Source organism: Desulfoprunum benzoelyticum (genome assembly GCF_014201505.1).
Classification (GTDB): Bacteria; Desulfobacterota; Desulfobulbia; order Desulfobulbales; family Desulfocapsaceae; genus Desulfoprunum; species Desulfoprunum benzoelyticum.
Genome location: NZ_JACHEO010000010.1, coordinates 10,924 through 31,341, shown reverse-complemented (window position 1 = coordinate 31,341; position 20,418 = coordinate 10,924). Strand labels below are relative to the sequence as shown.

The window sequence follows — 20,418 nt, the reverse complement described above, 5'->3', positions numbered from 1 at the left end:
AATACTGCGGATGGCCCTGGCGACCATCGTCATCGGAGCAGGCAGCGGCAGCGGCGGCTACAGATAAATCAGCGGCAGCAGGAACGAGAAGGCAAGCCACATCAGCATCACCAGAGGCAGACCGACCCGGAGGAAATCGCTGAAGGCGTATTCGCCGGCATTCATGATCAGCAGGTTGGTTTTGTAAGCCATCGGGGTGGCGAAGCTCATGTTGGCGGCAAAGAGAACGGCAAGAACATAGGCCTCCGGCGCCTGGCCGGTCTGGCCGGCGATCGAAATGGCGATCGGGGTGCCGATGACGGCCGCGGCATTGTTGGAAATGACATTGGTGAAAAAGGCCACCAGCAGCATCAGGCCGCCGATGACCAGGGCCGGCGATGCATCACCGAGCACGGCCACGAACAGACTCCCGAGGTAGGCCGCCCCGCCGGTGTCCACCATCGCCTTGCCCAGGGCCAGACTCGTCACGACGATCAGCACCACCTGGGCGTTGAGCGCCCGCGTGGCGTCGCGCCAACTCAGGCAGCCGCTGACAATCATCAGCAGCACACCGCAGACGGCGCTGACGGCGATCGGCAGGATGCCGAAGGCGGCGGTCAGGATAATGCCTTTCATGATGAACATGGCCGTTGGCGCCTTCCTGGTAAACGGCAGGTCGATGATGGCATCGAGGACCAGCATGTCCGTACTGTGTTTCAATTCCGCTATTTTCTCACGGGGGCCCTGTACCAGCAGGATATCGCCGGTGGCCAGTTGAATGTCCCCGATTTGCTCATGAAAACGCTGGAGCCGCCGGCCCGGACGGTGGATCGCCAGCGTTATCAGGCCATAGCGGTCGGCGAAACGATAGCTGCTGAGCGTCGAGCCCTGCAACGGAGAACCCTGGATCACCACGACCTCGGCAATCTGCTGATCAGCGGCCTGGAGTGGATGGTCGTCGTCAACGGGACGCTCGGCCGAACCGACCGGATACAGGGTCCCGGCCAGGATTTTCTCGTACTCCTTGAGCCGCGTCGGGGTATCGCGGAGGACCAGGCGATCGCCGGCCCGCAGCGTCACATCCGGCAACGGGACGATCATATTGCCCTGTCCCCTTTCCACCGCCTCGACCTTCATGGCCCCGTCAGTCAGGCGCAGCGCCGCGGCGAGACTGTCTCCCACGACAGGACTGTCGGGCAGGAGAGCGAGATGGGCGGCGAACACCCGCGGCGAATCATCGTCGAGGGACAGGGGCCGTTTCGGAAGCAGCCGTGGCGCCACCAGCCACAGATAGATCATGCCGACACTGCCGGCGAGAACGGCCGGCAGCAGATAATCGAACATTCCGATCCGCGCCAGTCCCATGTCGGCGGCAATCGACACGACCAGCAGGTTGGTCGAGGTGCCGATGGTGGTGGTCATCCCTCCCAGCAGCGTCGAAAAACCCATCGGCATCAGGACCGCCGAGGCCGGGCTGCCGGTTTTCGCCGAGACGCTGATCAACACCGGCAGCAGCAGCACGACGACCGGGACATTGTTGATAAAGGCACTGAGAAAGGCCCCGAAGAGCAGGGTGAGCAGAAACGAACCCTGGGGAGATGTTTTCCACATTCTGGCGAGAATTCTGCCGACCGGCTCGAGCGCCCCGGTGCGCATGACGGCCTGACCGGCGATCATCAGCGCGCAGACGGCGACCAGCGCCTCGTTGCCGAAACCGTGGAAGAAATGAACGGCATGGATGGTTCTGCCGCCCGCTGAGAAGGGAAAAAGCTCAAACCCGACCGCCAGAACCACCAGAATCACGAGGCTGGAGGTTTCCAGCGATATCCGGCTGCGACTGAACAGCACCAGGGCGATGGCGGTCAACATCAGCACTCCGGTGGCGTGGGGATTGGGGGGGAGGAGAATGTTCATCGATCAGTGCCGCGGCTCCTCAGCGTTCGGTCAGTGCCAGCTTGATCGCCAGGCCGGCAAAAACGCCGCCGGTCAGCCACTTCAGGACCAGCCGTGCCCGCTCAGAACGGCGGAAGCGATCGCCGCAGGCCCCGGCCAGCAGGCTGATGCCGCCAAAGATGATGATCGTCGCAACGATGAACAGGCCGCCGAGCACGATGATCTGCGGCGCCAGCGGACCGTAACGGGGATCGGCGAACTGGGGCAGAAAGGCGAGGAAGAAGATCGAGACCTTGGGGTTGGTGACGTTCATGATGATCCCCCGCCGGTACAGCCGGGCCAAGGGCAGATCAACGGCCCGGGGGCCGTCGCCATCGTCACTGCCGAACCAGAAGACCTCCGCGGCAAGATAGAGCAGATAGACGGCGCCGAGATATTTCAGCAGACTGAAGGCCAGGGCCGAGGCCTTGACCACCGCCGCCAGACCGAGGGCCACGGCGGTGGTATGGACCAGCAGGCCGGTGCACAGGCCCAGGGTCACCGCCAGTCCGGCGATTTTTCCACGCTGGGCGGCCTGGACCAGGACAAAGAGGTTGTCCGGTCCCGGCGCCAGGGCCAGGAGAATGGAGGTGGAAAAAAAGAGGAGCAGGGCGTCGACTGGGGGCATGACGGTCCTCGGCTGCGGCGGATCTTCGGCCCGATCCCCGGCGGCGGGGATCGGGCCGTCTTGTTACCGGATCAGGCCCCGATCAGGGTCGTGATCCGGTTCTTGATATCGGCGACGGCCAGGCCCTGGTGCGGCAGCTGTTCGTCGAGCCCGCCGTGGCCGGGCCGGCTGGTGCCCATCGCCGCGTATTTCGGGGCATAACCCCGCTCCAGGAGCCAGGTGCCGTAGCGGATGCCGAGGCCGGTCCTGGTGTTCTGGCTCTCGACGATCAGGGCGAAGGGGCCGGCGCCGACCGCCGCCAGCATCTCCTCGTCGCAGGCGTTGAGGGTGGTCTTGTTGATCAGGCCGACGTCGATCCCTTCCGCCCGCAACTGCTCGACCGCATCGAGGCAGCGGTACAGCATCTCGCCGTAGCTGACGACATAGCCCGCCGTTCCCCGGCGGATGATCTCGTCGCGGCCGGGGGTGAAGACGTAGCCGTCGCCGTAGAATTTGTCGCCGTTTTCCTTGAGGATGAAGGGGGTGGCCGAGCGGGTCGAGAAGACGAAGCGGAGGCCGGGGTCGTTGAAGATCGTCGGCAGCACCGCCTTCAGCTGCAGGGCGTCGGCCGGAAAGTAGAGCCGGGTCAGGTCGCCCTCGGCCAGGGCGTTGTCGGCGAAGAAGTTGTTGATCCCGAAATGGCAGGTGTTGTCGGCCATGTCGTCGACCCCCGAGTGCGAAAAGTGGGCGAGGACATTGGCGTTGTTGAGGCGGGCCATGGTGATCTCGGAGACCACCATCTCGAGAAAGGCGGCGAAGGTGCCGAAGATCCCCTGCCGTCCCGGCTCCGAACCGAAGCCGGCGGCGACCGAGAAGTTGTTGCGCTCCATGATCCCGGCGTGGACATAGACCTCGGGGAAATTCTTGCGGATGTGGTGCAGGCCGCAGGAGCCCTCGAGATCGGAGTCGACGACGATGACCTTCCTGCTCCGCTCGTCCATCCCCGCCAGGATGTCGCAGACGATCTTGCCGAAGTCGTCGCGGTTCTTGGCGGTCTCCGGGGTGCTGCCGAGGTAGGTCGTCCTGGTCTTCGGGGAGGCGTAATTCTGCAGCAGGGCCACCGCCTCGCTATAGCCGCGGGCCTGAAGATAGTCGACGGCGAGGTTGACCGGGATGACGTCGTGCCCTTTCGGCAGGCCTTCGATCCCGGGGACCCCGACCGCCATCGGCCGCCTGCTGATGACCGCCGCCGGCCCGTCGGCGGCCAGGGCCCGACTGATCCTGGCGAACAGGGCGTCGAGGTCCTCGCCGTCCCCGGCATCGACCGTCAGGCCATGGCCGGCCAGGGTTCTGGCGACATCGTAACCGGCCATGTACTGGCTCGGATGGCCGGCGATGGTGACGTCGTTGTCGTCGATGAACAGCTTGACCTTGAGGTTGCGGGCCACGGCGTAGCGGGCGGCCTCGGCGTCGTCGCCCTCCATCTGCGAGCCGTCGCTGCCGAACAGCACCAGGATCTTCGCCGGATCGGCCTCGGCGACGCCGTTGACGTAACTCCACAGATGGCCGAGCCGACCGGAAGAGAAGAACACCCCGCCGGCATCGTCACGCTCCGGGTGGCCGTAGTAGCCGTGACCGTATTCCCGGTAATGGAGCAGCGACTCCGCGTCGCGGTAGCCGTTGAGCACCGCCATCATGTACTGGATCGCCACCCGATGGCCGGCCTCGTCGAAGTGGACGGGGTGGATCTCCGGGTTGCCCTTCATGAAGGCATCGATGATCAGCAGTTCCGGGACGATATCATAGGCGCCGCCGGTATGGCCGCCCAACCCCTTGGCATTGGCATAGGCGGTGAAGAAGATCAGGCTGTCGCGAACGACTTTGATGTTGGCCAGCAGGGTCCGGCGCTCGTCGTCGGTCAGGGTGGTCTGGTTCAGCGGGAAGCGCTGGGGGACAAACTGGTGCAGATCGATGGGGAAGAACATATCTCAACCTCCGGGGCAAGGGTTCTGGATCATAATAGGGTATATACCTGCATTCCCGGACCGGCGGAGACCGGGCGGGAACAGGCCTGGGGCAGCACGGCAGATGGCGCAACCGCCTTCCACTGCTGCGATACAGGCATCATACGCCGGCAGCTGTCATCTGCTGCCCGCCGTCATTTGGTGCCGAAGATCTTGTCGCCGGCATCACCGAGGCCGGGAAGGATATATCCGACGTCGTTGAGCCGTTCATCGACCGCCGCCACGTAGATATCGACGTCCGGATGGGCGGCCGCAACCCGCTCCAACCCCTCCGGCGCCGCCACCAGGAACAGGCCCCGGATAGTGCGGCAGCCCCGCTTTTTCAAGGTCGCGATGGTCGCCAGCAGGGTACCGCCGGTGGCCAGCATCGGATCGAGGATCAGGGCGACCCGCTCCTTCAGGTTGCCGGCGGTCTTGACGTAATACTCGACCGGCTGCAGGGTCTCCTCGTTGCGGTAATAGCCGACGACGCTGACCTTGGCCGACGGGATCATGTCGATGACCCCGTTCATCATCCCCAATCCGGCCCGCAGGATCGGGACAATGGTGATCTTCTTGCCCTTGATCTCCTCGACCTCGATTGGTCCCGCCCACCCCTGGATGGTCTTTTTCCGGGTCGGCAGGTCCTTGGTGGCCTCGTAGGTCAGGAGGCGGGCGACCTCGGAGGCCAGGTCGCGGAAGTCCTTGGTGGAGACGTCATGCCGCCGCAAAAGGCCGAGTTTATGCTTGATGAGAGGATGATCGGCAACATGGATGGTCATGGTCAAGCTCCCTGCGAGAGGTGAAGTGAATGCCGGCGACGCCCGGTCATGGCTGCGACCCGAACGGGGCACAACCGGCGCCGGGCCGCACCGTTTCCTCGCCCGGAGGCCGGAACGAGCGTCCGGCGACAGCACCTTCTCCGTTGCGGACGGTACTGTCTGATAAAAAAATTACCGGAAAAATGCAAGGTCTTTTGCGGTCGCCGATCAACTCAACGGCCGCGATTTTCCTAGCATTGGCAGGAGCTCGACGGCAAGGATACAGCAGAGGATCAGGCCGGCCCCGGCAATCCTGACCGCGGCCAGGCGCTCGTCGAGGAAGATGAAGCCGGCGAGGGCGGCGAAGACGGTCTCCGAGCTGAGGATGATGGCGGCGTCGGCCGCCGGGGTGAAGCGCTGGCCCACGACCTGCAGGGTGAAGGCCAGTCCGACCGAGAACACGCCCACATAGCAGATGCCGTAGAGAGCGCCGAAAAAATCGGTCATCGTCGGCTGCTCGACCAGGATGCCGACGACCAGGCCGGTCAGCCCGCAGACGAGGAACTGGATCGTGGCGACGACCAGCGGCGCCCGGGTCCGCCAGGCCATGATGCCGACGAGGATGACGTGCACCGCCCAGAACAGGGTGCTGGAGAGAACCCACAGGTCGCCGAGGCGAAAATCGAGCCCCTGGGCCCCGCTCATGATATAGGTGCCGGCAAGGCAGCCGCAGGACGCCGGCCACACCGACCAGTGGACCCGCCGCCGAAGGAAGAGCCGGCCGATGATCGGCACCAGCGGCACGTAGACGGCGGTGAGAAAACCGGCGTTGGCCACCGAGGTCCGCAGGATGCCGTGCTGCTGCAGCACGGCGGCGGTACAGAGCACCAGCCCGGTGACGGTCAGGCCGAACCAGTCGCGGCGCTGAAACGGCCGCTCCTCCCGCTCCACCCGGCGGAACTGGCGAAGGGCAAAGGGGAGGACGACGAGGGCGCCGAGCAGGAAACGGGCCCCGGTGAAGGAGATCGTGCCGAGATTGCCGGTGCCGATCTGCTGGACGACAAAGGCGCTGCCCCAGATCATCGCGGCGAGGGTGAGAAGGAGGTTGGCCTGGGTTCGACTCATCGATATTCCGGGTAGCAGGGAGAAGTGGATCGCATTGGCGGGGCACTATACCGGAATCGATCGTTTTTTCAAAGCACGGACCGCGGTATTTTTCCTGCGGCGGCGGCAACGGGTGTGGCCCCGCCGCCCGGCGCCTGATTGTCCGGATCATGCCGCCGTCGAGACACCGACGTTCTACCGCCGCAGCAGGTAGAGGTCGCCGGCGATCCACTCGCCTTCCTCCCGGCGGATGCCGTGGGAGCGGTGCGTCAGGATCGTCCAGCCATGCTCTGCGGCCAGCCGCTCAACATAGGCCGAGGACTGGGCATAACGGCCGGACGGGCGCAGCAGGTAGTCCTGCCCTTCTTCGCAGCGTTCGATCGAAAAGCCGAGCAGGGCCCCGGGGGCGGCACAGCGGTCGAGGGCGGCAAAGATGGGATCGAGCCGGCCGATATAGACAAAGACGTCGGTGGCAATGATCAGGTCGTAGCGCCGGCGACAGTGTTCGAGCCAGACCACGATATCCTCCTGTTCCAGCAGATCATAGAGGTTCTTCGCCCCCGCCCGGGCCAGCATTCCCGCCGAGATGTCGACCCCATGCCGCTGCCGGGCCATGGGGCGGAAGGCCTCCCCGGCGAGGCCGGTGCCGCAGCCGAGGTCGAGCATCCGCTCCACCTGTCGTCCGTCCCCCAGAACTGCCGCCACGATCTCCTGCAGGGCCTGCGGCACGGTATACTGCAGCTGTTCGGTCAGGTGGCGGTCGAAGCGGCCGGCGTAGGTATCGAAGGTCTCCTCGACATAATCGCGCGGGGCGGCCTCCGTCGTCTCCCCGGAGAGGGCCGCCAGCATGTGGCCGGCCGGGGCATGCTCCGGCTGCAGGGCCAGCAGTCGCCGCAGATGGGCGATCGCCTCCTCCCGGCGGTTGAGGCAGTTGCAGACGCCGGCGACATTGTAAAGGGCGTTGATCGATTCCGGCTCCAGCTCCAGGGCCCGGTGGAAACAGGCCAGGGCCTCGTCGTGCCGCCCCTGGCTGCCGCAGACCACCCCGAGATTGTTGAGGGCCAGCGGGTAATCGGGGGCCAGTTCCAGGGCGCGGCGCAGACAGCGCTCCCCCTCTTCGCCCCGGCCCCGCTGCTGCAGGACCTTGCCGAGGTTGTTCAGTGCCCTGGCGTCATCCGGCTCCAGCTCCAGGGTCCGCCGATAGCAGGCCTCGGCGGCGGCGGGGTCGCCCTCCTCCTCCAGGATCGCACCGAGATTGAGGTGGAGCAGGGGGTCGTCGGGGGTCTCGGCCAGGGCCTCGCGGCAGCATGACGCCGCCTCCTGCAGGCGGCCGAGCTGCCGGTACAGGGCGGCGAGGTTGCCGAGGATCTTGGGATGACCCGGGAGCACCTGCAGCACCTGAACATACCGTCTCTCGGCCTCCTGAAGCCGTCCCTGCCGATGGAGGGCCACCGCCGCGGCGAACAGTTCCCCGGGGCCGCCCTCCGCCCCCTCATGCTGCTGACTGCGCATAGCCTGCATCGGCCTCCCTCTATTTCCCGCAGACCAGGCCGGCCGGATCGGCCGCCGTCGTCAAGCAGCCGTGGACCGTATCCTGGACCGCCTGGTCCAGATTGGCCTTCTTGCCCATCCTGGCGATGGTCTCCCGCCACTTCTGGGTATCAACGGCGGGGTCCTTGAGCTTCGTGCAGATTCTGGCCGCCCCGTGACATCTGGTGCAGGTGTTGGCGATCGTCGTTCGGCATTCGTCCTCGTTGACGGCGGCACGGGCGGCCGGGGAAACAACGCCGATGGTCAAAGTGATCAACAGGGCCGGGATCATCAGGGTCTTCATCGCTCTTCTCCTCTTGTGGACAGGGACTCTTCATCACCGGGCGGCGATCGCCACCCGGCGGCCGGATTGATTACACCAGATTGTTGCAGATTATCGGGTGAAAGTGAAGAACAATTCCTTCCGGCCGCCGGTTCGCGGCACCGGCCGCGACAAACGCCACGAAGCAATTTACAGCGCCGCTCTTTTTGGGTAGAAGTTGATACAGCGGCGACGAGACCCGACAGCCACATTCCGTTTTCTCATTCAGCCGACCGGAGGAAGCAGCAATGGCCAGCAGAATCCATCTTAATCTCAGATTCAAGATGATGTTCAACCTCGGCTGTTACATCCTCGGCATCCTCGGCATGAGCCTGATCTCCTACAACGACATGGAGACGACCGAGGACAAGATCGGCATCCTGGAATTGGCCTACAGCCTGAACAACATCATCCTCGAAGCCCGGCGCTACGAGAAGAACTACCTCCTCTACAACGAGGCCGAGGCCTTCGAAGAAAACGGGAGATACCTGGCCCAGGCCCGCGACACCGAGAAGGCGATTCTGGCAACGGGGGGAAAACTGAAGATCGCACCGATCCTGGAGGAACTCGACAGGCAGATCCTGTCCTACGGCGAGACGATGCAGTCGCTCTCCCGCCAGGAAGACCGCACGACCGCGGCATATGCCGGGATTGTCGACCTGCTGCGGGAGATGGGCAAGGGTATGACCGAAAAGGCCGAGGAACTGGTCGCTTTCGAACGGGGGCAGATCCACTCCAACCTCAATCTCTTGAAAAAACAGCTGATCGCCTGGTCGTCGCTGGCGGTGGCCCTTGGGGTCGTCATGCCGATCCTGCTGGTCTTCGGCATCTTCGGCCCCCTGTCGGTCATCAAGAACGCCACCGCCGATATCGCCCTCGGCCGGTTCAACCGCATCCAGGTCATCAACACCCGCGACGAGATGCAGCAGGTCATGGAGGCCTTCAACACCATGGTCCGCGAACTCGAACGGCGCCAGGACCAGCTGGTGCAGTCGCAGAAGCTGTCCTCCATCGGCACCCTGACCGCCGGCGTCGCCCACCAGCTCAACAACCCGCTCAACAACATCTCGACCTCCTGCCAGATCGCCCTCGACGAACTCGAGACCGGGGATCTGGAGCTGCTCCAGCGGATGCTGAAAAATATCGATCAGGAGACCCTCCGGGCCCGGGATGTCGTCAAGGGCCTGCTCGAGTTCTCCCGGGTCCAGGAATTCTCGCTGCGCACGGCGCCGCTGGCGGAAACCGTGCGCCGGGCGGTGCGCCTCGTCCAGAGCCAGATCCCGGCCGACATCGCCCTGCGGGTCGATATCCCCGACGATCTCGTCCTGCCGATGGATACCCAGCGGATGCAGGAGGTCTTCCTCAACATGATCATCAACGCCGCCCAGGCCATCGGCAACCGGGGGACAATCACGATCACCGCCACCGCCGACGACCAGGCGGGGGAGGCGATCATCGAGGTCCGCGACACCGGCAAGGGGATCCCCAGGGAAATTCAGGGCCGGTTGTTCGATCCCTTCTACACGACGAAGGAGGAAGGCCAGGGCACCGGTCTCGGCCTGTCGGTGGTCTACGGCATCATCCAGAAGCACCAGGGCCATATCACCGTCGAGAGCAGCCCCGGCGAAGGGGCCGCCTTCTTCATCCGTCTCCCCCTGGCAACCGGCCTCACCACCGCGACCACGGCATGAAGACCAGAACAATCCTCATCGTCGACGACGAACCGATCGCCCGCGACAATCTCGACCATATCCTCAAAAAGGCCGGCTACCTCACCCTGCTGGCGGAGAACGGCCAGCAGGCGATCGACCTGCTCAAACAGCAGGAGGTCGATCTCGTCCTGACCGACCTGCGGATGAAGGGCAAGGACGGGATGGCGGTGCTGAGCGAAGCGAAAAAGCTGTGGCCGTCGACCGAGGTCGTCGTCATCACCGGCTACGCCAGTGTCGACACCGCCGTCGAGGCGATGCGCCAGGGGGCCTACGACTACGTCGCCAAGCCGTTCAAGATCGACGAACTGCGGATCATCGTCGACAAGGCGCTGGAGAAGACCTCGCTGCGCCGGGAGGTCTTCCAGCTGCGGGAGCAGGTCACCGCCAGGACCGGGACGGCGCGGATCATCGGCCGGAGCCCGAAGATGCAGACCCTGCGCGAGACCATCCACCAGGTCGCCCAGCTCGACTGCAACGTCCTGATCCAGGGGGAGACCGGCACCGGCAAGGAACTCGTGGCCCGGACCATCCATGAACTCAGTCCCCGGGCCGCCAGACGCTTCGTCGCCTTCAACTGCGGGGCCTTCACCGAGGAACTGATCACCAGCGAGCTGTTCGGCCACGAGCAGGGGGCCTTCACCGGGGCCGGCAAGGCCAGGAAGGGGCTGCTCGAGATGGCCGAGGGCGGGACGGTATTGTTCGACGAGGTCGGCGAACTGTCGCTGTCGATGCAGGTCAAACTGCTGCGGATCCTCCAGGAACGGTCCCTGATGCGGGTCGGCGGCACGGAGGAGATCCCGGTCGATATCCGGGTCCTGGCCGCGACCAACAAGGACCTGAAAAAGGCGGCGGCGGACGGGGCCTTCCGCTCCGATCTCTTCTACCGCCTCGACGTCCTCACCATCCACGTCCCGCCGCTGTCGGAGCGCCGCGACGACATCCCGCTGCTGACCGGCCACTTCCTCGCCAAGCACGCCCGACCGGGCCGGACCGCCCCCCGCCTGTCGGCCGAGGCGGCCCGGCGGCTGATGCAGTACGAGTACCCCGGCAATATCCGCGAACTGGAGAACATCGCCCAGCGCATCCTGTTCCACTGCGACGGTGACATCGTCGAACTCCAGCACCTTCTCGACGACCTGCACGAGGCGGCGCCGGTCGCCGTCCGCGGCACCCGGGAAGACTGGCCGCCCCTCGACGAGCACGAAAAACGCTACATCCTCGAGGTCCTCGACGAGGTCGAGGGCAACAAGTCGGCCGCCGCCAGGATCCTCGGCATCGACCGCGTCTCGCTGTGGCGCAAGATCAAACGCTACGGCCTCGAACACCCCGACGCCTGAACTCCCCCCGCCCCCGGCTACAGCGGCAGGATGTAGGCCTTGCTCTCCAGCACCAGGTCCACCGCCTCCGCCGCCGTGCCGATCAGGGTGATCCTTATCCCTTCGACCACATCGGCCGCCAGGGCCTCCACCGCTTCCCGGTTGGTCCGGGGCAGCAGCACCACCCGCACCCCGGCCCGCCTGGCCGCCAGCACCTTCTCGCGGATGCCGCTGACCGGCAGGATCCGCCCGCTGAGGGTCATCTCCCCGGTCAGGGCGACGTCGCGCCGGGCCGGCCGCCCGGTCAGCAGCGACAGCAGCGCGGCGAAGATCGTGATCCCGGCCGACGGCCCGTCCTTGGGGATGGCGCCGGACGGAAAGTGGATGTGGATGTCGGTATCCTGGAAAAAATCGTCGCGGATATTGAATTCCCGGGTACGGCTGCGGATAAAGCTGAGCACCGCCTGGGCCGATTCCTGGAGGACCTCGCCGATGGAGCCGGTGAGAATGAGCTTGCCTCCCCCCGGCATGGTCGCCGTCTCGACGCTGATGATCTCCCCGCCCGTCTCCGCCCACACCAGACCGGTGGCGATCCCCACCTGAGCCCCGCCCTCGGCGGCATCGCGGAAGTACTTGCGCGGCCCGAGGAGCCGGGTGATCATCTCCCCGTCGATCTCCACCTCCTGTTCATGGGAATCCGCCTTGAGGCACAGCAGGGCGATCTTGCGGCAGATATCCGCCACCTCCCGTTCCAGATTGCGCAGACCCGATTCCCGCGTATAGTCGGTGATGACCCGCGAGATCGCCTCCGGGGTGAACTGGATGGAGGTCCGCGGCAGCCCCGCCGCCTTCAACTGCCGGGGAACGATGAACTGCTGGGCGATCTGCTGTTTTTCCCGGTCGGTATAGCCGGCGAACTCGATCCGTTCCATCCGGTCGAGCAGCGGGGCGGGAATCCGCGACAGGTCGTTGGCGGTGGCGATGAACATGACCCGGGACAGGTCGAAGGGGATATCGAGATAGTGGTCGGTGAAGCGGACGTTCTGCTCCGGATCGAGGACCTCGAGCAGGACCGAGGCCGGGTCGCCGCGGAAATCCTGGCCGATCTTGTCGATCTCGTCGAGCATGAACACCGGGTTGTTGACCCCGATCTTCTTCAACTCGGCGATGATGCGGCCGGGCAGGGCGCCGACATAGGTCCGGCGGTGGCCGCGCAGTTCCGCCTCATCCCGCAGACCGGCGAGCGAGATCCGCACGAACTGGCGCTGCAGGGCCTCGGCGATGGCCCGGCCGACGGAGGTCTTGCCGGTGCCGGGCGGGCCGGTAAAGCACAGGGTCGGGCCCCGCCCCATCTCGACGAACAGCTTCTTCTCCAGCACCTCCTTGACCGTGCGCCGCAGCTCGTCGAGGTTGACCGGTTTGCCGAGATAATGGGCCGCACCCTTGCGCAGCGCCTCCACCGCCGAAGTCACGGTGGCGAAACCGGTGATCATCATCACCGGGATCTCCGGCGACACCCGGTTGACCTGATGCAGCAGTTCGAGGCCGTCCATCTGGTCCATCTTCAGATCGGTGATGATCAGGTCGATATCGTCTTCGGCCAGGATCCGCAGGGCCTCGACCCCGTTTTCGGCGCCGCGGCAGTTGTAGCCATCCTTTTTCAGCACATGCTCCATGTTGGCGCGGGCGATCTCCTCATCGTCGACGATCAGGATGTTCTGTCTGGCCTTGCCGCACAGGGTCTTGGCCGCCAGGAACTCGAGGATCCGCTGCTTGACCTGATTGAGGCCGTAGTGGCGGGTGTCGAGGATCGACTGGGCCCGGGCCAGCTCGAGCTTGCACTGGGACGAGACGTTCCACGGCAGCGACAGGATGAAGTCGATGTAATTGTGGCCGACGGAGTATTCAGCGACGGCCGGATCGGTCTTCTCCATCTTCTCCAGTTCCCGGAGCGCCGCCTCGGTGACGTGATGGGGGAGCTGGGCCTCGTCGATCCGGGACCGGAGTCGGGCGAGGGGAGAGACCTCGTCTGCCGCTGCGGCCGGGGATGGTGCTTCGATCGGTACCGTTTTCCTGCGAAAAAACATGGATCCGCCTCATTGATGGATGTTTGACGGTCGGCCCGGCTACCGGGCGAGCCGGGTGTTGTTCCTATCCTAAACCACCTGAACTTCACTGCAAGATTGATTCCATCCAAGGCGGTTCATTCCCGTCCGACAATCTCGTGACCGTAGCCCGGCGACAGCCGGCATCCTGCCGCCACCCCGCCCCTTGCCCCCCTGTTGCATCCTCCCGGAGAAGGTTGCAGATTGCAACATCCTGCAACGGCTTTCTCCCCGATTCCGCCACCGTTTGTTGCTGTTTGCAACATGTCAAAGGCAGCGCCCTTGTCCAGATTTTATTTAATTAATTATACCGAGTAGTTATCGAAGAAAAATGAGATGGCACGCATCTTGGAATCCCCACACCAGTCGTTGAACCGAACCGCGGCAGGACAAGCCATGGGTCAACGTCATACCAACCTTTCTCCAGAAAACCAGGCGCTCGAGATCAGTATGCGACATCAAAGCTGCAGCGGCATGAAAACCACGAAGCCCACCTGCATCCTGGTCGTCACCAGGAACGGCCACATGGCCGAACCGGTGATGGACTATGCCGTCAACGTCGCCGAACGGATGAAGTGTTCGATCCTGGCGGCCCATATCAACACCCTGCCGTTTTACCGCGACGGCGGCCGCCGCAGCGCCCTCTTCACCGCGGCGATGCAGGAGAGCACGACCCTGTTCGAGAACAAGGCCAGGGGCAGAAACGTCACCGTCGAACATATCGGCGACGCCGGCAGGATCGGCAAGGCGATCAAACGGCTGTGCCATTCGGAGCGGCGGATCGAGTTCGTCGTCATCGACCAGGGGATCAGACTGGACGAGGTCACGGCCCACTCACCGGTGCCGGTGTTCACCGTCAACTACCCGAGAAAACAGGCCGGTCTTCAGCGCAAGACCGTTACTTCTCAACCATCCCAACAAGGAGTACAGCGTATGTCTACTGCACGCAGAAAACGGCATCTCCACAACTGTCTGGTCTTCGGCGGTCTGACGACCGCGCTGTATGCGGCGGTTTTCACCAACCAGGACGTGGTCATGACCTACTTCTCCAAGGGCGGGGTCTTCGCCCTGCTGCCGGTCTCGGTGGTCTTTGCCGTCTCGTATTTCCACGGCAATTTCACCAGCTCCTTCTGGTCGGCGCTGGGCATCGAGGGATCGACGGCAAGCGCCGGCAAGAAGGCCGAGGTCCGCAAGGAAGCCGAGACCGCTCCGGTCAGGAAGGACACGCGGCCCCGGGCCCAGGTCAACGCCTGAAATCCACTGTTACAACCCTGAACCCTCGTGAGAGGCAAACAATCACTAGCGGAGAAGAACCATGCACGGACCAGTCACGGAAGTTCTACAGTTTATCGACCTCAACGCCTCATCGATCATCTTTCTCTTCATCGTCGGCTTCATCGGCGGCCTGGTCAGCGGCTTCATCGGCTCCGGCGGGGCCTTCGTCCTGACCCCGGGCATGATGAGCCTCGGCGTCCCCGGCACGGTGGCGGTCGCCAGCAACATGTGCCACAAGTTCCCCAAGGCCCTCGTCGGCGCCATCAAACGCCACAAATACGGCCAGGTCGACATCAAGCTCGGGCTGATCATGGGGATCTTCGCCGAGGCCGGGGTCCAGATCGGGATCATGGTCCAGCGCCACATCCTCGAGAAATTCGGCCAGGCCGGCTCCAACCTCTATGTCAGCTTCATCTTCGTCATGGTCCTGGTGATCGTCGGCTCGTTCGTCATGCGCGATGCGATACTGATAAAAAAATCGACCGCAACATCCCCGACCGGCTCGCCGCTGGCCAGGAGGCTGCAGCAGATCGAATTGTGGCCGATGATCACCTGCAAGACCGCCAACCTGCGGATCAGCATGTGGTTCCTGGTCCCGGTGGCCCTGGCGACCGGGATGCTGGCCGCCACGATCGCCGTCGGCGGCTTCATCGGCGTCCCCGGCCTGATGTACATCATCGGCGCCACCAGCATCGTCGCCTCGGCCACCGAACTCGTCATCGCCTTCGTCATGGGGCTGGGCGGCACCCTGATCTGGGCCTATTACGGCACGGTCGACATCCGCCTGGTCATGATCATCCTTGCCGGGTCGCTGTTCGGCGTCCAGCTCGGGGCGATCGGCACGACCTACGTCAAGGACTACATGATCAAGTACGTCATGGCCCTGATCATGCTGATCGTCGCGGTCAGCCGCTTCTTCGCGATGCCGAAGTACCTCAATGAACTGCACCTCACCTCCTTCACCGATGGGAGCGTGTCGCTGATGACCCAGCTCAGCTTCGGGGTCATGTGTTTCGCCCTGCTGACCGGGGCCACCATTATCCTTGTCAACCTGTTCAAGGCCAGGAGCTATGAACGGGTTGCAGCCGCACGAGGTTGACCATGCTGAATACCGTGAAATCGATCCTCGTCGCCATCGATCCCGGGTTTGCCAGCCAGATGGCGTTCCGCCAGGCCCTGCAGCTCGCCGCCTCGATGCAGGCGACAGTGGAGGCGGTCTCGGTGACCCCCCGCTACGAGGGCAACATGCACCGCTGGAAGCTTGAAGATGCGAACGACCAGCTGGATCTGCCGTTCAAGAACTGCCTGAACAATGTGATCCAGTGCGCCGCCTATCTCGGGCAGAAGGTCAAGACGGTCCACCGGGTGGGAGAACCGGCGGAGGTCATCACCGCCCTGGCCGAGGAATAGGGTATGGATCTGCTGCTGATGGGGTACCCGCGGCGCTCGTACGTCGAGGGAATCCTCCTCGGCCGCACGACCGCCAAGGTCATCGGCATGAGCCCCTGCGACGTGCTGATGATCCCGGAGAACGCCGAGATCGGCTTTTCCCGGATCCTCGTCGGCCTCGACGGTTCGCCTCACAGCATGGCCGCCGGCCAGCGGGCCCTCGAACTGGCCCTGAGCTACGGCGGCGAGGTCCACGGCCTGACAGTGCTCGACGTCCCGGTCGAGCGCAGTCTCCGCTACGGGGTCCTCGACGAGGCCCGGCACAAGAACTTCACGGCGCTGCAGATCCTCGCCCGGCAGGGGGAGAAACTGGGGGTCCCGGTGATCACCGAACTGCGGGAGGGATCGCCCGACAAACACCTGGTGCAGTACAGCCAGGAGCACAACATGGACCTGATCGTCCTGGGATCGTACGGCCGGACCGGCTTCAACCGCCTGCTGCTGGGCAGCGTCGTCGAACGGGTGGCCGCCCTCTCTTCCCTGCCGACCCTGGTGGTCAAGAGGTCGTACGGCAACCAGGAGGCGGCGGTCAACTGAGAAGACGGCCGGAGAGCGGCCGGAGGACCCGACGCGGATCGAAGCACGGGAAAAGAGGCGGGAAGAAGAACGGGGAACCGACAGGTCCTCAGGTCAAAAATGGAGGAAATCATGGAACCTATCGAATTTTTCACGACAGCGGTGCTGACGATCTGCGGTATCCATTTGGCCTCGGTGGCCGGAACCCGCCTTCAGTCGTGGTGGATGAAGACCACCGGGCGCAAGAAACCGGCGGTGACTACCGGCAGGCAACGGAGCGACTGGTACGCCTTTTTCCACTGCGCCGATCTGGTCGGCAAGGAGCCTGCCCCGAAGCACGGCGCCCCGGGGGTCGGCAGCACAACCGGGGTCGTCGGCAAGCGCGTGGCCCCGGTCGCCAGACGTCCCGACACCCGGCTGCGCCTGTCCTGATCTGCAGAAAAAAAGAGGGGGCATGGGACGAATCACCGTCCCATGCCCCCTCGTCATCTTTCTTCCAAATCTTCCTTCCTACCAGTTTTCCCCCAACAGTTCGAAATGGGCCTGTTCATGGGCGCAGGCCGGGCAGAGCTCGGGGGCTTCGTCACCCTCGTGGAGGTAACCGCAGTTGCGGCAGCGCCAGGTGACTTTGCCGTCGCGCTTGAAGACCCGGCCGGCCTCGATATTGGCGGCCAGGTCGCGGTAGCGTTTCTCGTGCTGCTTTTCGGCGACGGCGATGGCCTCGAAGATCGCGGCGATATCGACGAAACCTTCCTCGCGGGCGGTGGCGGCAAATTCCGGATACATGACCATGTGCTCATGGTTTTCGCCGCCGGCGGCCTCCTTCAGATTGTCGAGGGTCGTGCCGACGACTCCGGCCGGAAAGGCGGCGGTGATCTCGACCTCCCCCCCTTCCAGCAGCTTGAACAGCCGCTTGGCGTGCTCCTTCTCCTGGTTGGCGGTCTCCTCGAAGATCGCCTGGATCTGGACATAGCCGTCCTTCTTGGCCTGGGAGGCAAAGAAGGTGTAGCGGTTGCGGGCCTGCGATTCGCCGCTGAAGGCGGTCAGGATATTCTTCTCGGTCTTGGTTCCTTTCAGACGTGCCATATTGATGCATCCTCCATATTTGAGTTGATCTGCAGACGACACGAGACACTTCCCTTCCCTTCGCGACAGCATATCAGCATCGAATAGTCGTCGAGTCTGCGTGCATGGGGCAGAGCCCGTCCGCTTGGTGCCGGCCGGACTCCGTACTGGGGAAGGGATCGTCATCGTGGCGACGATTTTACAATAGATGATAATCTATACTAATTAATAATCGTTTGCAACAAAAACTTGGTCCAGCTGTCCCTTCCGCCGGTCGCCGGATTTCCTTCCGGGAGAAGGAAAAAAACAGCGGTCTACGACCATGGTCCAATACCCAACCCGCGGCGGTGAGGATACTCTGTCGTCAATAGACAGATCATTCCATTCCACGCTCATTGGAGGCAACCATGGCAACAGGAACTTCTCTCCCCGCAGGCGGCGCCGCCCAGATCGTCGGCAAGGTGCAAATCGTTCACGGCACGGTCCGGGCCCAGGCAGCCGACGGGACGATCCGGGTGCTGCAGACCAACGATCCGATCTTCGCCAATGAACGGATCATCACCGGCGCCGACGGCATGATCGCCATCGCCTTCGGCGATGCCGCCAACACCCGGCTCGATCTCGGCCGGATGTCCGACGTCCTGATCGACGAAGACGTGTTCTCGGGCGAGGTTCCGGCCGACCTCGGCGATGCCGCAGCCGAGGTGGCGAGCATCCAGCAGGCCCTGACCGATGAAAGCTTCGACCCAACGACGGACCTCGAGGCCCCGGCCGCCGGACCGGCAGCCACGGACATCACCGCCGCCGGCGGCAGCCACGACTATGTCAAGTTCGACCTGACCGCCGATGAGGTAACCCCGGTTTCCGGCGCCGAGACGATCGGCATCGCCCGGGATTTCGTCGAATCTGACAAGCGGTTGTTCGAAGTGGAGGAACCGGTGATTCAGGAGGTGATTGTGGAGGAGGAAGTACGTGCACCATCGCCCCGACCCACCCCTGCCACTGAAACTTCGAACCCCGAACTGCCACCGGTTGAACCGCCCCCGCCCGATTTTAAACCGGTGGCCGGAAATGTCGTTCGGGAGATAGATGAGAAACACTTTGCCAACGGCACAGCTCCCAACTCCGACCTCACCATCACCTCGGGTACGCGTGCCGATCTGGGGGTCAACTTCCCCGGTGATCTGCCCGGCCGCCTGGTCTTCGGCGACACCACCATCCTGCTCGACGGCAGCGGCGATTCGTACTCCATTGTCGGCAAGTACGGCACCCTGACGGTCAACGACGACGGCAGCTGGAGCTACACCCTCGACGACAATATTGATCATCCCGACAACGACCCGAACGACGGCGACGGCACCACCGGCACCGATGATTCGCTGCCGGAGGTGTTCAATTTTTCGGCGGTCGATGCCAACGGCAGCACCGCCCCCGGCTCGATCACGATCAATATCCTCGACGACGGCCCGGTCATCAACCTGTCCGGAGGTTCAGCCTCCGGCGCCGTCCAGGAGGACGCCCTCGGCAACGAAGGAGCCGATCCCGCCGCGCACGATAACGATTCCTCCATCGGCAACCTCGATCCCGACGGCAATACCGACACCGTCACCCTCGACCTTGCCGACCTGGTCACCATCACCCCGGGCGCCGACAACCCGGCCACTGTTACCTACAACCTCACCGGCCTCGGCACCGGCGTTGCTACTTCGCTCACTTCCGGCGGCAGCACTGTCTACTACCACCAGATCGGCAACACCATTGTCGCCACAACCAGCGCGACGCCGCCTACCTTGGTGACTGATCCGAACGTCTTCACTTTCAGCGTCGACACCACCTCCGGACAGGCCGTTTTCAACCTCAACGACCAGCTCGATCACACCCCCGGTGTTGCGGGGACGGACGATGATACCCTGTCGATCGACAACCTCGGCTCCTATGTCCAGGTCAGCATCACCGACACCGACGGCGACAACGTCACCAAGACCTTGGATGACCTGATCACCGTCACCGTCGAAAACGACGTCCCTGCCGTGACCATAACCCCGGTTGCGGAGGCGAGTGTCACGGGCCAGGTTCTGGAAGACGGCCTGTCAACCTCCGAGGGCGATACTGATGATAACTCCGAGGGTTACCGTGAGGATGGCGAGTCCCTCACTTCCGACGAGATCAGCGGCGGCACCAATCTGACCTCCCTGTTCACCGCCGCCTATGCCCCGATCGGCGCCGATGAACCAGGCACGCCCGTAACCCCAGCCATCACCGTCGGCCTCACCAACGATCTCACGGCCCTTGAGAATCTCACGCCCCTCTATTCCAATGGCGTACAGTTGAGCTACAAGGTCGAGCAGGGCAACGATGCCGACACCCTGACCGCCACCGCGGGCGTCGACGGCAATACCGTCTTCACCCTCGTCGTCAACCATGACGGCACCTGGTCCTTCGACCTCGACGACCAGCTCGACCATATCGAAGACGGCGACAGCGAAGGCGATTTCCTCCGCACCAGTCCTGACGACACCACGGGTGTCCAGGGCATCGACTTCTCTTCCATCCTGGTCGGTACCGCCACCGGCACCGACTTCGACGGCGACCAGGCCACCGCAACCACCTCGGCCACCGGCTCCTTCGTGGTCACCGTCGTCGACGACGTCCCTGCCGTGACCATAACCCCGGTTGCGGAGGCGAGTGTCACGGGCCAGGTTCTGGAAGACGGCCTGTCAACCTCCGAGGGCGATACTGATG

At 63.9% G+C, this 20,418-nt stretch carries 16 protein-coding genes and 1 pseudogene; 8 read left to right on the top strand and 9 right to left on the bottom strand.

Annotated elements, in window-relative coordinates:
- Window positions 1-57 precede the first annotated feature (57 nt).
- The 7 genes from HNQ81_RS09585 to HNQ81_RS09555 all read right to left on the bottom strand — a co-directional run bounded on the left by HNQ81_RS09585 (window position 58) and on the right by HNQ81_RS09555 (window position 8,220).
- Window positions 58-1,893, bottom strand: coding sequence for an SLC13 family permease (locus HNQ81_RS09585; protein ID WP_183350765.1), 1,836 nt, complete (start codon window positions 1,891-1,893; stop codon window positions 58-60).
- A 19-nt stretch (window positions 1,894-1,912) separates the two neighbouring features.
- Complete coding sequence (locus HNQ81_RS09580; RefSeq protein ID WP_183350762.1) at window positions 1,913-2,539, bottom strand: LysE family translocator; 627 nt, start codon at window positions 2,537-2,539, stop codon at window positions 1,913-1,915.
- Window positions 2,540-2,610: 71 nt separating this feature from the next.
- Entirely contained in the window at window positions 2,611-4,503 is a 1,893-nt protein-coding gene (locus HNQ81_RS09575) for a thiamine pyrophosphate-binding protein (protein ID WP_183350760.1), read from the bottom strand.
- 173 nt (window positions 4,504-4,676) lie between these two features.
- Window positions 4,677-5,303: a uracil phosphoribosyltransferase gene (gene upp, locus HNQ81_RS09570; RefSeq protein WP_183350758.1), complete on the bottom strand. Its 627-nt coding sequence runs from the start codon at window positions 5,301-5,303 to the stop codon at window positions 4,677-4,679.
- A 207-nt stretch (window positions 5,304-5,510) separates the two neighbouring features.
- The gene (locus tag HNQ81_RS09565) at window positions 5,511-6,407 is read right to left on the bottom strand and encodes a DMT family transporter (protein ID WP_183350756.1); all 897 of its coding nucleotides are present in this window, start codon (window positions 6,405-6,407) and stop codon (window positions 5,511-5,513) included.
- A gap of 174 nt (window positions 6,408-6,581) precedes the next feature.
- Window positions 6,582-7,907, bottom strand: a complete 1,326-nt coding sequence (locus HNQ81_RS09560; RefSeq protein ID WP_183350754.1) for a tetratricopeptide repeat protein — start codon at window positions 7,905-7,907, stop codon at window positions 6,582-6,584.
- A 10-nt stretch (window positions 7,908-7,917) separates the two neighbouring features.
- Window positions 7,918-8,220: a hypothetical protein gene (locus tag HNQ81_RS09555; RefSeq protein WP_183350753.1), complete on the bottom strand. Its 303-nt coding sequence runs from the start codon at window positions 8,218-8,220 to the stop codon at window positions 7,918-7,920.
- A 266-nt stretch (window positions 8,221-8,486) separates the two neighbouring features.
- On the opposite strand from HNQ81_RS09555, the gene HNQ81_RS09550 reads away from it, so the two are divergent.
- Together HNQ81_RS09550 and HNQ81_RS09545 are read left to right on the top strand one after the other, a co-directional pair.
- A complete protein-coding gene (locus tag HNQ81_RS09550; protein WP_183350751.1) occupies window positions 8,487-9,929 on the top strand; it encodes a sensor histidine kinase in 1,443 nt (480 codons plus the stop codon).
- Window positions 9,926-11,287 carry a sigma-54-dependent transcriptional regulator gene (locus HNQ81_RS09545; protein WP_183350749.1) on the top strand — a complete coding sequence of 454 codons (1,362 nt, stop codon included), beginning with the start codon at window positions 9,926-9,928 and terminating at the stop codon, window positions 11,285-11,287. The genes HNQ81_RS09550 and HNQ81_RS09545 overlap by 4 nt, the downstream gene beginning before the upstream one ends.
- Window positions 11,288-11,304: 17 nt before the next feature.
- On the opposite strand, the gene lon is transcribed toward HNQ81_RS09545, so the two are convergent.
- Window positions 11,305-13,353, bottom strand: a complete 2,049-nt coding sequence (gene lon / locus HNQ81_RS09540; protein WP_183350747.1) for an endopeptidase La — start codon at window positions 13,351-13,353, stop codon at window positions 11,305-11,307.
- A gap of 492 nt (window positions 13,354-13,845) precedes the next feature.
- Between lon and HNQ81_RS09535 the strand changes: the two genes are divergently transcribed.
- The 5 genes and pseudogenes from HNQ81_RS09535 (at window position 13,846) to HNQ81_RS09515 (ending at window position 17,043) form a co-directional block, all read left to right on the top strand.
- Complete coding sequence (locus HNQ81_RS09535; protein ID WP_183350745.1) at window positions 13,846-14,625, top strand: universal stress protein; 780 nt, start codon at window positions 13,846-13,848, stop codon at window positions 14,623-14,625.
- A 61-nt stretch (window positions 14,626-14,686) separates the two neighbouring features.
- Complete coding sequence (locus tag HNQ81_RS09530; protein ID WP_183350743.1) at window positions 14,687-15,745, top strand: sulfite exporter TauE/SafE family protein; 1,059 nt, start codon at window positions 14,687-14,689, stop codon at window positions 15,743-15,745.
- A gap of 2 nt (window positions 15,746-15,747) precedes the next feature.
- Window positions 15,748-16,161, top strand: a pseudogene (locus tag HNQ81_RS09525) (universal stress protein); the annotation flags it as partial.
- Window positions 16,144-16,632 carry a universal stress protein gene (locus HNQ81_RS09520; protein WP_337833440.1) on the top strand — a complete coding sequence of 163 codons (489 nt, stop codon included), beginning with the start codon at window positions 16,144-16,146 and terminating at the stop codon, window positions 16,630-16,632. The pseudogene HNQ81_RS09525 and the gene HNQ81_RS09520, both read left to right, overlap by 18 nt.
- A 111-nt stretch (window positions 16,633-16,743) precedes the next feature.
- Complete coding sequence (locus HNQ81_RS09515; RefSeq protein ID WP_183350739.1) at window positions 16,744-17,043, top strand: hypothetical protein; 300 nt, start codon at window positions 16,744-16,746, stop codon at window positions 17,041-17,043.
- 78 nt (window positions 17,044-17,121) lie between these two features.
- On the opposite strand, the gene rbr is transcribed toward HNQ81_RS09515, so the two are convergent.
- Window positions 17,122-17,697 carry a rubrerythrin gene (rbr, locus tag HNQ81_RS09510; protein ID WP_183350737.1) on the bottom strand — a complete coding sequence of 192 codons (576 nt, stop codon included), beginning with the start codon at window positions 17,695-17,697 and terminating at the stop codon, window positions 17,122-17,124.
- A gap of 386 nt (window positions 17,698-18,083) precedes the next feature.
- Here rbr and HNQ81_RS09505 point away from each other — a divergent pair.
- A partial coding sequence (locus HNQ81_RS09505; RefSeq protein WP_183350735.1) for a retention module-containing protein occupies window positions 18,084-20,418 on the top strand: 2,335 nt, incomplete at its 3' end.

Bases quoted from the DNA above. Each gene is read 5' to 3' on its own strand.
- HNQ81_RS09580 (WP_183350762.1), bottom strand. From the start codon at position 2,539: ATGCCCCCAGTCGACGCCCTGCTCCTCTTTTTTTCCACCTCCATTCTC.
- rbr (WP_183350737.1), bottom strand. From the start codon at position 17,697: ATGGCACGTCTGAAAGGAACCAAGACCGAGAAGAATATCCTGACCGCC.
- HNQ81_RS09515 (WP_183350739.1), top strand. From the start codon at position 16,744: ATGGAACCTATCGAATTTTTCACGACAGCGGTGCTGACGATCTGCGGT.
- upp (WP_183350758.1), bottom strand. From the start codon at position 5,303: ATGACCATCCATGTTGCCGATCATCCTCTCATCAAGCATAAACTCGGC.
- HNQ81_RS09545 (WP_183350749.1), top strand. From the start codon at position 9,926: ATGAAGACCAGAACAATCCTCATCGTCGACGACGAACCGATCGCCCGC.
- HNQ81_RS09555 (WP_183350753.1), bottom strand. From the start codon at position 8,220: ATGAAGACCCTGATGATCCCGGCCCTGTTGATCACTTTGACCATCGGC.
- HNQ81_RS09565 (WP_183350756.1), bottom strand. From the start codon at position 6,407: ATGAGTCGAACCCAGGCCAACCTCCTTCTCACCCTCGCCGCGATGATC.
- HNQ81_RS09535 (WP_183350745.1), top strand. From the start codon at position 13,846: ATGAAAACCACGAAGCCCACCTGCATCCTGGTCGTCACCAGGAACGGC.
- HNQ81_RS09585 (WP_183350765.1), bottom strand. From the start codon at position 1,893: ATGAACATTCTCCTCCCCCCCAATCCCCACGCCACCGGAGTGCTGATG.
- HNQ81_RS09560 (WP_183350754.1), bottom strand. From the start codon at position 7,907: ATGCAGGCTATGCGCAGTCAGCAGCATGAGGGGGCGGAGGGCGGCCCC.
- HNQ81_RS09550 (WP_183350751.1), top strand. From the start codon at position 8,487: ATGGCCAGCAGAATCCATCTTAATCTCAGATTCAAGATGATGTTCAAC.
- HNQ81_RS09530 (WP_183350743.1), top strand. From the start codon at position 14,687: ATGCACGGACCAGTCACGGAAGTTCTACAGTTTATCGACCTCAACGCC.
- HNQ81_RS09520 (WP_337833440.1), top strand. From the start codon at position 16,144: ATGAGCCCCTGCGACGTGCTGATGATCCCGGAGAACGCCGAGATCGGC.
- HNQ81_RS09575 (WP_183350760.1), bottom strand. From the start codon at position 4,503: ATGTTCTTCCCCATCGATCTGCACCAGTTTGTCCCCCAGCGCTTCCCG.
- lon (WP_183350747.1), bottom strand. From the start codon at position 13,353: ATGTTTTTTCGCAGGAAAACGGTACCGATCGAAGCACCATCCCCGGCC.